This window comes from Arthrobacter sp. E3 (assembly GCF_017353415.1).
In the GTDB taxonomy this organism is placed as follows: domain Bacteria; phylum Actinomycetota; class Actinomycetes; order Actinomycetales; family Micrococcaceae; genus Specibacter.
The window spans coordinates 82,562-97,345 of sequence record NZ_JAFMPX010000010.1; the positions used below are offsets into that span (position 1 = coordinate 82,562).

The 14,784-nt window shown below is 62.1% G+C and carries 12 protein-coding genes and 1 pseudogene; 12 read left to right on the top strand and 1 reads right to left on the bottom strand.

The window, feature by feature from the left end; all coding sequences use genetic code 11:
• Position 1 precedes the first annotated feature (1 nt).
• From nusA to rbfA, 4 genes are all read left to right on the top strand, one after another.
• Complete coding sequence (gene nusA, locus JMA46_RS06700; RefSeq protein ID WP_207344556.1) at positions 2–973, top strand: transcription termination factor NusA; 972 nt, start codon at positions 2–4, stop codon at positions 971–973.
• 138 nt (positions 974–1,111) lie between these two features.
• Positions 1,112–1,408 (top strand): YlxR family protein, encoded by a 297-nt coding sequence (locus tag JMA46_RS06705; protein ID WP_348770083.1) that lies wholly within the window; start codon positions 1,112–1,114, stop codon positions 1,406–1,408.
• A 161-nt stretch (positions 1,409–1,569) separates the two neighbouring features.
• Positions 1,570–4,509 (top strand): translation initiation factor IF-2, encoded by a 2,940-nt coding sequence (infB, locus tag JMA46_RS06710; RefSeq protein WP_207344557.1) that lies wholly within the window; start codon positions 1,570–1,572, stop codon positions 4,507–4,509.
• Positions 4,510–4,679: 170 nt separating this feature from the next.
• Complete coding sequence (rbfA, locus tag JMA46_RS06715; protein WP_207344558.1) at positions 4,680–5,117, top strand: 30S ribosome-binding factor RbfA; 438 nt, start codon at positions 4,680–4,682, stop codon at positions 5,115–5,117.
• A gap of 150 nt (positions 5,118–5,267) precedes the next feature.
• Here rbfA and JMA46_RS06720 read toward each other — a convergent pair whose 3' ends face one another.
• The gene (locus tag JMA46_RS06720; RefSeq protein WP_207344559.1) at positions 5,268–6,044 is read right to left on the bottom strand and encodes a hypothetical protein; all 777 of its coding nucleotides are present in this window, start codon (positions 6,042–6,044) and stop codon (positions 5,268–5,270) included.
• A 117-nt stretch (positions 6,045–6,161) separates the two neighbouring features.
• Here JMA46_RS06720 and truB point away from each other — a divergent pair, with 117 nt between their 5' ends.
• From truB to JMA46_RS06760, 8 genes and pseudogenes are all read left to right on the top strand, one after another.
• On the top strand, positions 6,162–7,172 hold the full coding sequence (gene truB, locus JMA46_RS06725) for a tRNA pseudouridine(55) synthase TruB (RefSeq protein ID WP_207344560.1): 1,011 nt from the start codon (positions 6,162–6,164) through the stop codon (positions 7,170–7,172).
• Positions 7,169–7,573 (top strand): hypothetical protein, encoded by a 405-nt coding sequence (locus tag JMA46_RS06730; RefSeq protein WP_207344561.1) that lies wholly within the window; start codon positions 7,169–7,171, stop codon positions 7,571–7,573. Before truB ends, JMA46_RS06730 begins: the two co-directional genes overlap by 4 nt.
• Complete coding sequence (locus JMA46_RS06735; protein WP_207344562.1) at positions 7,570–7,995, top strand: hypothetical protein; 426 nt, start codon at positions 7,570–7,572, stop codon at positions 7,993–7,995. Before JMA46_RS06730 ends, JMA46_RS06735 begins: the two co-directional genes overlap by 4 nt.
• Positions 7,996–7,997: 2 nt before the next feature.
• Positions 7,998–9,188 carry a GNAT family protein gene (locus tag JMA46_RS06740; protein ID WP_247647117.1) on the top strand — a complete coding sequence of 397 codons (1,191 nt, stop codon included), beginning with the start codon at positions 7,998–8,000 and terminating at the stop codon, positions 9,186–9,188.
• A gap of 60 nt (positions 9,189–9,248) precedes the next feature.
• Positions 9,249–10,190 (top strand): bifunctional riboflavin kinase/FAD synthetase, encoded by a 942-nt coding sequence (locus JMA46_RS06745; RefSeq protein ID WP_207344564.1) that lies wholly within the window; start codon positions 9,249–9,251, stop codon positions 10,188–10,190.
• Positions 10,191–10,362: 172 nt separating this feature from the next.
• Entirely contained in the window at positions 10,363–10,632 is a 270-nt protein-coding gene (rpsO, locus tag JMA46_RS06750) for a 30S ribosomal protein S15 (protein ID WP_207344565.1), read from the top strand.
• Positions 10,633–10,991: 359 nt separating this feature from the next.
• Positions 10,992–13,229, top strand: a complete 2,238-nt coding sequence (locus JMA46_RS06755; RefSeq protein ID WP_207344566.1) for a polyribonucleotide nucleotidyltransferase — start codon at positions 10,992–10,994, stop codon at positions 13,227–13,229.
• A 3-nt stretch (positions 13,230–13,232) separates the two neighbouring features.
• Positions 13,233–14,592, top strand: a pseudogene (locus tag JMA46_RS06760) (pitrilysin family protein).
• Positions 14,593–14,784: the final 192 nt, after the last annotated feature.

Sequence of the window (14,784 nt, forward strand, 5' to 3'; positions counted from 1 at the left end):
CATGGACATAGATATGAGCGCATTGCGGGAGCTGGAGCGTCAACGGGAAATCCCGTTGGACATGCTGATTCCCACGATTGAGCAGGCCTTGTTGATGGCCTACTACAAGTCCTCCGGCGCCCATGAGAGCGCACGGGCCGAGCTTGATCGCAAGAGTGGCCACGTCACCATCTGGGCCGCTGAACTGGACGACGATGGCGCAGCAATCGGGGAATTCGATGACACACCCAAGGGCTTTGGGCGTATTGCTGCCAGCACGGCCCGCCAGATCATTCTGCAGCGTTTGCGGGATGTGGAGGACGACGCCGTCTTGGGCGAGTTCCGCGGCAAGGAAGGCGAACTGGTCTCCGGCCAGATCCAGCAGGGAAACAACCCCAACATGATCCAGATCAACTTGGGTGCTGTGGAGGGCGTGCTTCCTCCGAATGAGCAGGTGCCGGGGGAGGACTACCGTCACGGCAGCCGTATCCGCACGTTCGTGGTAGATGTTCATCGCTGCTTGAAGGGCCCTTCCATCACGCTGTCGCGGTCGCACCCGGGTTTGGTGCGCAAGCTCTTCGAAATGGAAGTTCCGGAGATTGCTGACAAAACGGTTGAAATTGTTGCGCTGGCCCGTGAAGCAGGGCACCGCAGCAAGATCGCCGTCCAGGCCAACAAGGCTGGCGTCAACGCCAAGGGCTCCTGCATCGGAGAAATGGGTTCGCGAGTCCGTGCCGTCATGACCGAGCTCAACGACGAAAAGATCGACATTGTTGACTTCAACGAAGATCCAGCGATTTTCATCGCCAATTCGCTCTCACCCTCGAAGGTGATTTCAGTCACCATAGTTGATGAGGCCGCGCGTTCAGCCCGGGTGGTTGTCCCTGATTATCAGCTGTCTTTGGCTATCGGCAAGGAAGGCCAGAACGCACGATTGGCCGCCAAGCTCACCGGCTGGCGCATTGACATCGTTTCCGACGCCGCCGCAGTTTAGGTCTGTGGTTGAGGGCGCGTTAGAATAAGACCAACCGGGCCTAAAGCTGCCCTGACACCCCAAATACCCGAAGGTACAGCAGAGTTGGTTGAGAAAGTAGCGGCAGCGTCAAGCGAAGTCGCCAAAACCAGCGAAGCAGTGCGGACTTGTATTGGTTGCAGGAAAGCGGAAGCACGGTTGCAACTTGTACGGCTCGTGAGGTCCATCAACAGCTCCGGTGAAACGGAGGCGCTGGTGGACGTTCTGCGCCGTATGCCTGGCAGGGGTGCTTGGCTGCATCCCAGGCTGGAATGTTGGAAGCAGGCGATCAAACGCCGCGCCATTGGCAGGGCCCTTCCGGGGGTCACCAATGTGAGCGATGTTGAAGCGTTTGCACAAAATGGTCTGCCACTTCAGGCTGGCCATGAACTTACGAACCTAGTTGTCCCTTTGTGAAAGCGGGTCAGAAAACCGATGGAAACCCGATGAGTACCCAGCGATGAGTGCCCAAAAATGAGCAATTTCATGTGCTCTCACGCCGCCTATTCCGACATGGAATGGCGCAGTAAGAATTAAACGGTTCGTACCTGTCCGGTGCGGGCCGAGACAGGAGAAATGTGGCCAAGGCCCGCGTACACGAGCTTGCAAAAGAGCTCGGCATCACCTCAAAAGAAGCAGTGAGCAAACTGCAGGAACTAGGCGAATTCGTTCGTTCAGCATCCTCCACCATTGAGGCACCCGTCGTGAAGAAGCTTCGCGACGCTTTCCCCGCACCTGCAAAGCCTGCAGAGTCCGGCCCTGCTGCCTCGGCAGCGCCCCAGACAGCCGCCCCGAAGGCCGCAGCTACACCGAGATCAGCCACCCCGGCTGTGCCCGGTTCTGCTGTTCCCGGCCCCAAGGCTGCCGCTCCGGCACCTGCTGCGCCAGCACCGGCCGCAGCTGCTGTGCCTGCGCCAGCACCGGCCGCAGCTGCTCCGGCATCCGCTGCTCCCACACCTGCCGCTCCGGCACCTGCTGCTCCGGCACCTGCTGCTCCGGCACCTGCTGCCAAGGCAGCAACCCCGGGTGCCAAGGCTGCAACCCCGGGTGCCAAGGCTGCAACCCCGGGCGCTCCGCGCCCCGGCAACAATCCGTTCGCTCCGTCTCAGGGCATGCCGCGTTCCGGCAGCCGCCAAGAGCGCGGCGACAACCGTGCACCTCGTCCTGCAGGCGCAGGCGCAGGGGCCCCGCGCCCTGGGAACAACCCCTTTGCAACATCGCAGGGTATGCCCCGCCCGGGTTCCCCGCGCAGTGCTGAATCCGGAGCCGGTGGACCCCGTCCGGGTGCTCCCCGTCCCGCCGGTGCCGCTGGTGCTGGTGGACCCCGGCCGGGTGCTCCTCGTCCGGCAGGCGCCGCTGGCGCCGGTGGCCCCCGTCCCGGCGCACCGCGCCCCGGTGGTCCCCGTCCCACTCCCGGCATGATGCCCAACCGCACCGAGCGCCCCGCTGCTCCCGGTCGCGGCAATGACCGTCCCGGCGCGCCGGGTCGCGGTCGTCCGGGTGCACCGGGCGCCACGCCCGGTGCACCGGGAGGCGCACCTGCCGGTGGTGGCTTTGGCAAGGGCGGCCGCGGACGCGGCGGCACCCAGGGCGCCTTCGGGAAGGGCGGCGCAGGCCGTGGCAAGCAGCGCAAGTCCAAGCGCGCAAAGCGCCAGGAACTGGAACAGATGAGCGCACCGTCATTGGGCGGCGTCTCTGTTCCCCGTGGTGACGGCAACACCGTCATCCGCCTGCGCCGTGGGGCCTCCATCACGGACTTTGCCGACAAGATCGAGGCAAACCCGGCGGCACTGGTGACAGTGCTCTTCCACTTGGGCGAAATGGCCACAGCCACGCAGTCCTTGGACGAAGACACGTTCGCACTGTTGGGCACGGAGCTCGGCTACAAGGTCCTGGTGGTTTCCCCTGAAGACGAAGAGCGTGAACTGCTCAGCAGCTTCGACATCGACTTCGAAGCCGAGCTTGAAGCTGAAGGCGACGAAGATCTCGAGATCCGTCCTCCCGTTGTCACAGTCATGGGTCACGTTGACCACGGTAAGACCCGCCTGCTGGATGCCATCCGCAAGTCGGATGTTGTTGCCGACGAACACGGCGGCATCACCCAGCACATCGGTGCCTACCAGATTGTGCACGAGCATGAGGGTACCGAACGCAGCATCACGTTCATTGACACTCCCGGTCACGAGGCGTTTACCGCCATGCGTGCCCGTGGTGCCAAGGTCACCGACATTGCAATCCTGGTGGTTGCTGCCGATGACGGCGTCATGCCGCAGACCGTTGAAGCCCTCAACCACGCCCAGGCAGCCAATGTGCCGATCGTGGTTGCAGTGAACAAGATTGACAAAGACACGGCGAACCCGGAGAAGATCCGTGGCCAGCTGACCGAATACGGTCTGGTTCCCGAAGAATACGGTGGAGACACCATGTTCGTGGACGTATCTGCTCGCAACAACATCAACATCGAGGAACTCCTTGAAGCTGTGCTGTTGACTGCTGATGCTGCACTGGACATGCGCGCCAACCCGAACAAGGATGCCCGCGGTATTGCCATTGAAGCGAACTTGGACAAGGGCCGCGGTTCCGTGGCAACTGTGCTGGTTCAGTCAGGTACCTTGCACGTCGGTGACATCATTGTTGCCGGCACCGCACACGGCCGTGTTCGTGCCATGTTCGACGAGAACGGTGACGTCATCTCCGAAGCCGGGCCTTCACGTCCGGTCCAGGTACTGGGTCTGTCCAACGTTCCCCGTGCAGGCGACACATTCTTTGTCACCGGCGACGAGCGCACGGCACGCCAGATCGCTGAAAAGCGTGAAGCTGCGGACCGCAACGCGGCCCTGGCCAAGCGTCGCAAGCGCATCAGCCTGGAAGACTTCGACCAGGCCGTTGCCGACGGCAAGGTTGACACGCTTAACCTCATCCTCAAGGGTGACGTTTCAGGTGCCGTTGAGGCCTTGGAAGACTCGTTGCTCAAGATCGACGTTGGCGAAGGTGTGCAGCTACGCGTCATCCACCGCGGTGTGGGTGCCATTACGCAGAACGACGTCAACCTGGCCACGGTGGACAACGCCATCATCATCGGCTTCAACGTCAAGCCGGCCGAGCGCGTTGCCGACCTTGCCGATCGTGAAGGCGTTGACATGCGCTTCTACTCGGTCATCTATGGTGCCATTGATGACATTGAGCTGGCCTTGAAGGGCATGCTCAAGCCTGAGTACGAGGAAGTTCAGCTGGGTACCGCGGAGATCCGCGAAGTATTCCGCTCCTCCAAGCATGGCAACATTGCCGGCTCGATTGTCCGCTCCGGCATCATCCGACGCAACACGAAGGCACGTGTGCTTCGTGGCGGGAAGGTCATCGGCGACAACCTCACCGTTGACTCGCTCAAGCGCTTCAAGGATGACGCAACCGAAGTCCGCACGGACTTCGAGTGTGGTATCGGCTTGGGGTCGTTCAACGACTTGCAGACCGAGGACATCATCGAGACGTTCGAAATGCGCGAGAAGCCCCGCGCATAGTCCCCAAGTGCTCCCAGAGTGAGGTCGCAAGCGACCCCACTCTGGGGCCCTCGCACGTGTGGGCCCAACACTAGCTACGGCTGGGCGTCCGCATGGATGCCCAGCCGGTTTTGCATTCCCTAGGATGGTTTCAGGACCATCCCCGCCTTTCCACTTTTAAGGAGTTCATCATGGCTGATTCAGCCCGCGCCTCTAAACTTGCCCAGCGCATCAAGGTTGTGGTGGCGCAGGGCCTTCGCTCCAGGGTCAAGGATCCTCGCGTTGAAGGCATCACCGTCACCGATGCCCGTGTCACCAATGACTTGCAGCACGCCACCATCTACTACACGGTCTTTGGCGACGAAACGGCCACCAGCGAAGCCAAGATCGGTTTGGAACGCGCCAAGGGTGTGCTCCGTGCCGAAGTGGGCAAGAACATCACTGTGCGCCTGACGCCGACGCTGGAATTCGTTGCCGACGTCATCCCCGAGAACGCCTCAAACCTGGAGGCTCTCCTGCGGGTCGCCAAGGAACGCGACGCCAAGCTGGCCGAGCTGTCCGCGAACGCAGAATTTGCCGGCGAGGCCGACCCCTACAAATCGGATGACGACGAGCCCACAGACGCATAGGCTTTCCCTGCTGCCCCCGGCACGCAGTTTTTCCACATACGACGGCGGACCCGTCACCTTCACGCTGAAGGTGACAGGTCCGCCGTCGTCCTGGCCAAATCCAGGCCGCCGGAGGGGTCTGCCATGAGTAACCCCCCAGATCGAACCGGCCTACTTGCCCCAGGTGACGGGGTTCTGGCGGTACTTGTTGTCCTTGTAATTTTCGTAGCTGAAGTTGGAGTCGTCGTAGCTTGCGGTAGTCACTGCATCACCGGCCGGGGCCAGGAAGACGCTGCACATGTCCTTGCTGGAGCCAACCACGTAGCTGAACGTGTCGTCCTCGCCCTCGGTATCGAACGAGCCTGTTTTGCAATCAGCCATGGTGCCGAACACGATGAGTTTCTGGGCCTCGGTGCCGTCCTTCAAATGACCGGTGATGCGCGGATCGCCGAGTCCGGCCCCCGGCTTTGACAATGATGTGAGTGTGACCTCGCTGAACACGTAGTACGGGGTTTGCCCGGCAAACTTGGCGGAGTCCTTAAGTGCGGCCAAATCGGCTTCGCTGCCTGCCACAATCTTTGTGACTTTTGTCTCGTAGCCGGCTTCCTTGTACTTTTCCGATCCAGCCTTTCCGGTGTTGCTGTGCGTGTAGGCCACCTCGCCAAATTTCAGGCTGGTGCCGGGTTCGGTCAGTTTCGTTGCACCTGCCGGAACGGCTTCTTTGGGTGCTTGCTTGGTAGCCGGGGCGCTCTTCACGTCCTCGCCGCCACGCTCACTCGATGCGCGGGTCTGCAGCGGGGCCGTTGACTCCTGCTGCCCAGCGGCGCTTTCTTCGGCGGCAGGCTTGGAGCCTCCGCCAAGGCAGCCGGTCAAGGCCATCGACAAGGCGATGCCGGTGCCCAGTGCTGCCATCGTGCGTTTGCCGCCAACGTGTGCGAGGTCCTTCATGGTTCTCCGTCTGTTCAGAATCGAGGGGTTGTTTCCAACAGCGTAACTATCAGCCGTTGCGGCCGCGATGGGGACAACTCACCATCGGGGAGTCTTGGTACGGATATACTTCAAAGCGTGCTTTCTGGACTTGTAATCGTAGACAAACCGCAGGGATGGACCAGCCACGATGTGGTCGGCCGAATGCGAAGGCTTGCAGGAACCCGAAAAGTGGGTCACGCAGGCACTCTTGACCCCATGGCGACAGGTGTCCTGGTGGTGGGCATCAACAAAGCCACCCGGCTGCTGACCTACATCGTGGGCACCTCAAAAACCTATGAGGCCACCATTCGCCTGGGCGCCTCCACCCTCACCGACGACGCCGAAGGTGAGATCACCTCCACCGCACCCACCGCCGGTGTCACGGACCAGGCCATTGAAGCCGGCGTCGCCGTGCTGCGCGGACCCATCGAGCAAGTGCCCAGCAGCGTCAGCGCCATCAAGGTCAACGGTGAGCGGGCCTATGCCCGCGTGCGCTCCGGCGAAGACGTCAAACTCGCGGCCCGGCCCGTCACCATCCACTCCTTCGACATCCTCGCCATCCGCCACGGCATCGAGGCGCCGGGCACGGGAGAGCAGCAGGAGCCGGAGGCTGCGAAGGCCGACTCTGCACTGCTGAAGCACGACGGCGTCACGTACGTGGATGTGGACGTGACCGTGCGCTGTTCCTCAGGTACCTACATCCGGGCCCTGGCCCGCGACCTGGGCGCCGGGCTGGGAGTGGGCGGGCACCTGACCGCGCTGCGCCGCAGTAGCGTTGGCCCCTACAATTTGGCACAGGCCCGCACCCTGGAAGAACTGGCGCAGGACCTGAACGTCCTTGACATTGCCGACGCCGCACGGGCCCTCATGCCGGTTCGTGAACTCACCACTGAAGAAGCCGTGGAGCTCTCCTTTGGCCGCCGCATTCCGGCCAGCGCGGAAGGCACGCACACCGTGGCAGAACCGGCCGCAGCGTTCGCCCCCGACGGCACGCTCGTGGCCCTGCTCGCCGACGCCGGCAAGCATGCCAAACCCGTCCTGGTGTTTCCCCCGGACCCCGCACCTGCACCATCTACGCCGGGCGACACCAAGGAGACACTGAAGTGACCCTTGACGCCTGGTTCATCATCGGCACCATTGTGGGGCTGGGATCAACGATCACCTGCATCGTTGCTGCCGCAATGAAAAAGAAACCTAACGACATCACGTTACTGACGCTGGCCGCCGTCGAACTCTTCATCGTGGCCTACACCATTGGTTCACTCGTGCGGATACTTAGCGGACAAGACATGGTGGGGGAGCCCTGGGAATTCTGGGGCTACATGTTCACCGCGGCCATGCTGCCCGTGGCAGGTTTCTACTGGGCCATGATGGAACGCACCCACTGGTCCAACTACGTCATGAGCGCGGTGGGGATCACGGTGGTGGTCATGCTGGCTCGCATGGCACAAATTTGGTACGGCACAACCATGGCCGCACAAGCACTGCAACAAGGAATTGGATCATGAGCACCCCAGATACGAACACACAGGTTGCCCCCCACGGACGCACCACGGGCGCCGGGCGGCTGCTGATCACCGTCTACGGAATTTTTGCCATCTCAGCCACGGTCCGTGCCAGCTTCCAGATCATCTTCCATTTTGCGGACGCCCCCTTGGCCTATCTGCTCTCCGCCTTCGCAGCTGTGGTGTACATCGTGGCCACAATTTCACTGGCCAAGCCGGGGCCCGGCTGGGCGAAACTTGCCACGATCTCCATCTGCATCGAGTTGGTGGGTGTGCTCGTCATTGGCGCCGCGAGCGTCTTTGATCCGGCGGCCTTCCCGCATGCCACCGTGTGGAGCACGTTTGGCCGCGGCTATGGCTTTGTGCCGTTGCTGCTGCCCATCATTGGACTGATCTGGCTGTACCGCCACAGAGAATCCAAGTGAAAATGTTGGACCTGCCAACGGCGTGGCCGGTCCTCAGTGACGGGTCCACGTCCCTGCGCCGCTTCAGCGCCGAGGATGCGCCGGCGTTTGCCGCCATGCATCGGGACACCGAGAACGTGCGTTGGACCGCCTCCGATGCCTCCATGGATGGCGCCCGTGCCGCTGAGCTGATCGCGGGTTCCATTGCACATGGCTGGGAGTCCGGTACCTACTTCCGCTTTGCCGTGGAGGAAGAACGTGACGGCGGGCAGCACGTCGTTGGCACGCTAAGCCTGCACGAGATCTTCTCTACCTCCGGTGGCGGTTCAGCCAGCATGGGCATCAAGATGCTGCCTTCCGGACGCGGCACCGGCTGTGCCGGGCGCGCCGTGGAATTGTTGTGCGGGTATGCGTTGGGGGAACTTGGGTTGGAAGTGCTGCACTGGCGCACCACGTCCGGGAACGCCCGGAGTATGGCGCTGGCCAAGCGCTGCGGATTCGTGCTGGCCGCTGAAATCCCCGGTTACGGGCACTTTGAGGGCCAGGTTGCCGACGGACTGGTTTTCAGCTTGAGCCGTGCCCAATTCCGCAACCACATGCAGGGCGCAACAACCCCGCCCGCCCTGGACATCCAGCCCGTGGTGCCGGTCCTGCGCTCCGAGTCGGTGGTGCTGCGGGCACTGTCCATGGCCGACGCGCCGCAACTGGTGGAAAACTGCCGGAACATTGAGGCGGTCAGATGGACCACGGTACCGCTGAACTACACGTATGAGCATGCCGAGATCTTCATCAGCTCAATCACCCCGGACGGCTGGAGCACAGGGAAGACGTTGACGTTTGCCGTGGCCGATCCGGACACGGACCACCTGCTGGGCGTCGTGGACCTGCAGTGCGGCAACCCCGGAACAGCCGCCGTTGGCATCAACTTTGGCCCGGATGCGCGCGGCACCGGTGCGGCTGCCGCCGCCGTGCGGGTGCTCCTTGACTACGCCTTCAACCAACTCAACCTCAGCTATGTGCACTGGAGCGCAATGGTTCCCAATTGGGGCAGCCGCAAGCTTGCCTGGAAGCTGGGGTTCTCCTTTGAAGGGGAAATCCGCGGCGACTACAACGACCGCGGCACACCGGCAGACCGTTGGTTGCTCTCGCTTGCAGCAACCGATCCGCAAACACCGCAACAGCCTTGGGCGGGACCGGGCTCGCTCAGCAGGTAATCTTGAAAGGTCCGGCACGCCCGGAACCGCAACCCACGCCATCAGTGAAAAGGAAAAGTAGTGCAGATTTGGAACTCGCTGGATGAAGTTCCCCAGGACTTTGGCCCCTCCGTGGTCACGCTGGGCAACTTTGACGGGTTGCACCGGGGACACCAGGAAGTCCTGGCCCAGGTGCGTGCCGAGGCTGCAGCACGCCACGCGCTGTCCGTGGCACTGACCTTTGACCCTCATCCTGCCATGGTGCACCGGCCCGAATCGGCGCCCGAGCAGATCATGGGCCTGCCCGACAAATTGGCTGCCATGGCAGCGCTGGGCCTGGATGGGGTCTTGATCTTGCCCTACACCTTGGAATTTGCCCAGCAAACCCCGGAAGAGTTCGTCAAGAACGTGTTTGTCAACGCACTGGGCGCGGCAGCCGTGGTGGTGGGCCACGATGTCCGCTTTGGTCGGGGCAACACCGGCGATCTTGGCACCATGGTGGAGCTGGGCGCGGAACTCGGGTTCGACGTCGTCGTTGTCGATGACGAAGGCCACGACCGACGCTGGTCCTCCACCTGGGTGCGCGAAGCGTTGCACAAGGGCGAGGTCCATACGGCTGCGCAGGTACTGGGCCGCTCACACACCATGAGCGGGGAAGTGGTGCACGGCGCCGCCCGCGGCCGCGAACTTGGCTTTCCCACCGCAAACCTGTCACCGGATGCCTGCGGGATCATCCCGGCCGACGGCGTGTATGCGGGCTGGTTGACAGACACGCACGGGCACCGCTGGCCGGCCGCCATCTCGGTCGGGTCCAACCCCACGTTCGTCGGTGTCAGCCGCCAAGTCGAGGCATACGTCATCAACCGGCCGGAGGAACCCATCGAGGCGTTCAACCTGTACGGTCAACACGTCACGGTTGAATTCGTGCGCCGATTGCGCGGCATGGTTGCCTACACGGGTCCCGAAGCGCTCATTGAACAAATGCACCACGACGTCGACGACGCCCGCACGATCTTGGGCTGAAACCGCCGATGAGTCGCATCTCACCCGCGTACTTCGACAGATCCTCGCTTTCTACACTAAACTGAAAGGTGGAATCCGGCTGCAGTCCGTGGTGGCTGGATTCTGCCGTGCTTGGCCAGGTGACTGGGCAAGGACCGGAAACCATGTTCGCGGTACATTCAAGGAGTTACTTGTGGCATTAGACGCCGCTGTAAAGCAAGAAATCATGCAGGCTTTCGCAACCAGCGAAGGTGACACCGGTTCACCTGAGGTTCAGGTTGCAATGCTCTCACGTCGTATCACCGACCTGACCGCGCACCTGAAGATGCACAAGCATGACCACCACACCCGCCGTGGCCTCATGGGCCTGGTTGGTCGCCGTCGTCGTCTGCTTGGCTACCTCAAGGACACCGACATCACCCGCTACCGTGCGCTCATCGAGCGTCTCGGCTTGCGCCGCTAGTCTGTGAACAAAGGCGGTCTTCCTCCCGTCCGGGACCTTGCGTTCCGGGTCTTGGAAGGCCGCCTTTCACAGTGCAGCAACACTGCGCTGTGAAAAGTGTGCCGGGCCCAGCGCCCAGGGCACACACTTCTGCAGTACCAAGGGCAAGCACGTTCGTATTCACGCATTCGCGGTCCTCGGTAGTGGCTTCCGGGAGCAATCACTGACAAGTGATTTGCGCCCGTGGGCCTCGATCGATGACCGGGTGTTGTACAGGGAGCCACAGCGCCATCCGGTGGTGGCCCTGGGAAGACTACGCGTCAGCTCTTGGGCAGAGGTTCAAAAAAGAACATCTACCAAGAAATGGAGGTGACTCTCATATGGAGGGTCCCGAGATTCAGTATTCAGAGGCTGTCATTGACAACGGCCGCTACGGCCAGCGCGTCATTCGCTTTGAAACCGGTCGCCTTGCACAGCAGGCAGCCGGCGCGGCGATGGTCTACATCGACGAAGACACCGTTTTGCTGTCCGCCACCTCGGCTGGCAAGCACCCGCGTGAAGGCTTCGACTTCTTCCCGCTGACCGTTGATGTGGAAGAGCGCATGTACGCTGCCGGCCGCATCCCAGGCAGCTTCTTCCGCCGCGAAGGCCGCCCCTCGACGGAAGCCATCCTGGCTTGCCGCTTGATGGACCGCCCGCTGCGCCCGGCATTCGTCAAGGGCCTGCGCAACGAAGTTCAGATCGTTGTCACGGTTCTGGCCATCAACCCCGACGTTTTGTACGACGTGGTGGCCATCAACGCCTCATCCATGTCCACACAGCTCTCCGGCCTGCCTTTCTCCGGCCCCATCGGCGGCGTCCGCGTTGCCTTGGTGGACGACGGCAACGGAGCCCAGTGGGTTGCGTTCCCGAAGCACTCCGAGCTGCAGAACGCCGTGTTCAACATGGTCGTTGCAGGTCGCGTTGCCGGTGACGATGTCGCCATCATGATGGTCGAAGCAGAAGCGACCGACAACTCCTGGAACCTCATCAAGGAACAGGGCCACCAGGCCCCCACCGAAGAGGTTGTTTCCGAGGGCCTCGAAGCGGCCAAGCCGTTCATCAAGGCACTGTGTGAAGCACAGGCCGATCTGGCTGCCCGCGCTGCCAAGCCCACCGTTGAATTCCCGGTCTTCCTGGACTTCGAAGATGACGTCTACGCCGCCGTCGAAAACGCTGCAGCCACCAAGCTGGCCGCCGTGTTCTCCATCGCCGACAAGCAGGAGCGCGACCACGCCTCCGACGCATTGAAGGACGAGACCATCTCCGCGCTGGCCAGCAGCTTCGTAGGCCGCGAAAAGGAGCTCTCAGCTGCTTTCCGCGCCGTCACGAAGCACGTCATCCGTCAGCGCATCCTCACTGAGCAGGTTCGCATCGACGGCCGTGGCCTGACGGATATCCGCCAGCTCACCGCAGAGGTTGAAGTTCTGCCCCGCGTGCACGGTTCCGCCATCTTCGAACGCGGCGAGACCCAGATCCTGGGTGTCACCACGCTGAACATGCTCAAGATGGAACAGCAAATTGACTCGCTGAGCCCGGTAACGCGCAAGCGCTACATGCACAACTACAACTTCCCGCCGTACTCCACCGGTGAAACCGGCCGTGTGGGTTCGCCCAAGCGCCGCGAAATCGGCCACGGCGCCCTGGCAGAGCGCGCCATTGTGCCCGTGCTGCCGTCGCGTGAGGAATTCCCCTACGCCATCCGCCAGGTCTCCGAGGCACTGAGCTCCAACGGCTCAACCTCCATGGGCTCCGTTTGTGCATCGACCCTGTCGCTGCTCAACGCCGGTGTGCCGTTGAAGGCTCCCGTTGCAGGCATCGCCATGGGCTTGGTCTCCGACCAGGTTGACGGTCAGACCCGCTACGCAGCCCTGACCGACATCCTCGGCGCCGAAGACGCTTTCGGAGACATGGACTTCAAGGTCGCCGGTACAGCCGAGTTCGTCACGGCCATCCAGCTGGACACGAAGCTCGACGGCATCCCGGCCTCGGTGCTGGCTGCTGCCTTGAAGCAGGCCCGCGAAGCCCGCTTGCACATCCTGAGCGTGCTGACCAGCGCCATCGACGTCCCGGACGAGCTCTCCGAGTTCGCGCCCCGCGTCATCGCGGTCAAGATCCCCGTTGACAAGATCGGCGAGGTCATTGGGCCCAAGGGCAAGATGATCAACCAAATCCAGGAAGACACCGGCGCGGACATCTCCATTGAAGATGACGGCACGGTCTACATCGGTGCAACGAACGGTCCCTCAGCGGATGCCGCACGTTCAGCGATCAACGCCATCGCGAACCCTCAGATTCCCGAAATTGGCGAGCGCTACTTGGGTACGGTTGTCAAGACCACCACGTTCGGCGCATTCATCTCGCTCACCCCGGGCAAGGATGGCCTGCTGCACATCTCCGAGCTGCGCAAGCTGGCCAATGGCAAGCGCGTGGACAATGTTGATGACGTGGTGTCCGTCGGCCAGAAGATCCAGGTGGAAATCACCAAGATCGATGACCGCGGCAAGCTCTCACTCTCCCCGGTTGTTGCCGAGGAAGCAGAAGCTGCCGACGCTGTTACCGAAGGCGCTGCTGAGTAATTCATGGCGATAACCCTTTTGCCGCTAGTCAGCACTGCCGACGGCCTGGCCTCCAACGCATCCTCACTCATCTCCGGCACGGACGGGGGCGCCGTAGTGCGCCGTTCAATCCTGCCAGGAGGCGTGCGGGTCTTGACCGAGGCCATGCCCGGGCAGCGCAGCGCGACAATCGGGTTTTGGGTTGGTGTTGGCTCTCGGGATGAACTCGAGGGCCAACACGGCTCAACCCATTTCCTTGAACACCTGCTGTTCAAGGGCACTAAGCGCCGCACGGCGTTGGAAATTGCGTCCGCCTTTGACGAGGTGGGCGGGGAATCCAACGCTGCGACGGCCAAGGAGAGCACCTGCTACTACGCGAGGGTGCTCGACACCGACCTGCCGATGGCCATCGACGTTATCGCTGACATGGTCACCTCCGCCGTGATTGATCCGGCCGAGCTGGAGCAGGAACGAGACGTCATCCTGGAAGAAATTGCCATGGATGGTGATGACCCCACTGACGTTGCCCATGAACATTTTGTGGCCGCCGTGCTCGGCGCGCATACCCTGGGCCGCCCCATTGGTGGCACCCCCGACGCCATTAAGGCAGTGCCCCGTGAATCAGTGTGGGCGCACTACCAAAAGAACTACCGGCCTGAAACACTGGTCATTACCGCAGCTGGCGGCTTGGATCACGACGCCGTCTGCGCCAACGTCCTTGAAGCGCTGAGCACCGCAGGCTGGTCGCTGGACGACGGAGTGGTGCCCGTGCCGCGCCGCCTCAGCGCCGCCGTCGCCGTGAAGGGCACCGCCGGGCTTGCAAGTCATCAATCGGCAGGTGGAGCAGGCCAACATCATCCTGGGATGCCCTTCCATGCGTGCCACCGATGCCCGTCGCTTCACCATGAGCGTGCTGAACGCCATTCTGGGCGGCGGCATGTCCTCGCGCCTGTTCCAGGAGATCCGCGAGAAGCGCGGGCTGGTGTATTCCACCTACTCCTTCTCTTCCGCCTATGCGGACACAGGCTACTTTGGCATGTATGCAGGCTGTGCCCCTGCCAAAGTTGGCCAGGTTATCGGTCTGCTGAACGAGGAATTGGCCAAGCTGGCTGATGCTGGCATCACGGTTGCAGAATTGAAGAAGGCCGTCGGTCAGCTTTCCGGTGGCATTGTGATGGGTCTTGAAGACAGCAGCTCCCGCATGTCCCGACTGGGCCGCGCATAGCTTGTCACAGGCGAATTCCTAGACCTTGATGAATCGCTGGAACGGATACGCAAGGTAACTGCTGCCGAAGTGCAGGCGTTGGCCCGCGAACTGGCCGACTCCCCGCGCACCATCACCGTAGTGGGCCCGTTCGCCGAAACCGAGACGTTCGGCCTGTAGTCCGGGCGGTGCTGTGTGCACTGCTGCGCACGGTTGTGCCTCAATGGTGCGCCACTTCTGGGGTGGCCCTCTACGTCAGGCTGGTTGTGAGTCATTCGTGTCTTTTGATTAAAGGAGCCAGCCATGTCATCAATTACGAAGGGTTATACAAGGGATGAGATTCGTGGGTTGGTCCATGAATATTATTTGCAG

Coding starts and splice junctions, on each gene's coding strand:
- JMA46_RS06735 (WP_207344562.1), top strand. CDS start 7,570: ATGAGCACCCCAGATACGAACACACAGGTTGCCCCCCACGGACGCACC.
- nusA (WP_207344556.1), top strand. CDS start 2: ATGGACATAGATATGAGCGCATTGCGGGAGCTGGAGCGTCAACGGGAA.
- JMA46_RS06740 (WP_247647117.1), top strand. CDS start 7,998: ATGTTGGACCTGCCAACGGCGTGGCCGGTCCTCAGTGACGGGTCCACG.
- JMA46_RS06720 (WP_207344559.1), bottom strand. CDS start 6,044: ATGAAGGACCTCGCACACGTTGGCGGCAAACGCACGATGGCAGCACTG.
- rbfA (WP_207344558.1), top strand. CDS start 4,680: ATGGCTGATTCAGCCCGCGCCTCTAAACTTGCCCAGCGCATCAAGGTT.
- JMA46_RS06755 (WP_207344566.1), top strand. CDS start 10,992: ATGGAGGGTCCCGAGATTCAGTATTCAGAGGCTGTCATTGACAACGGC.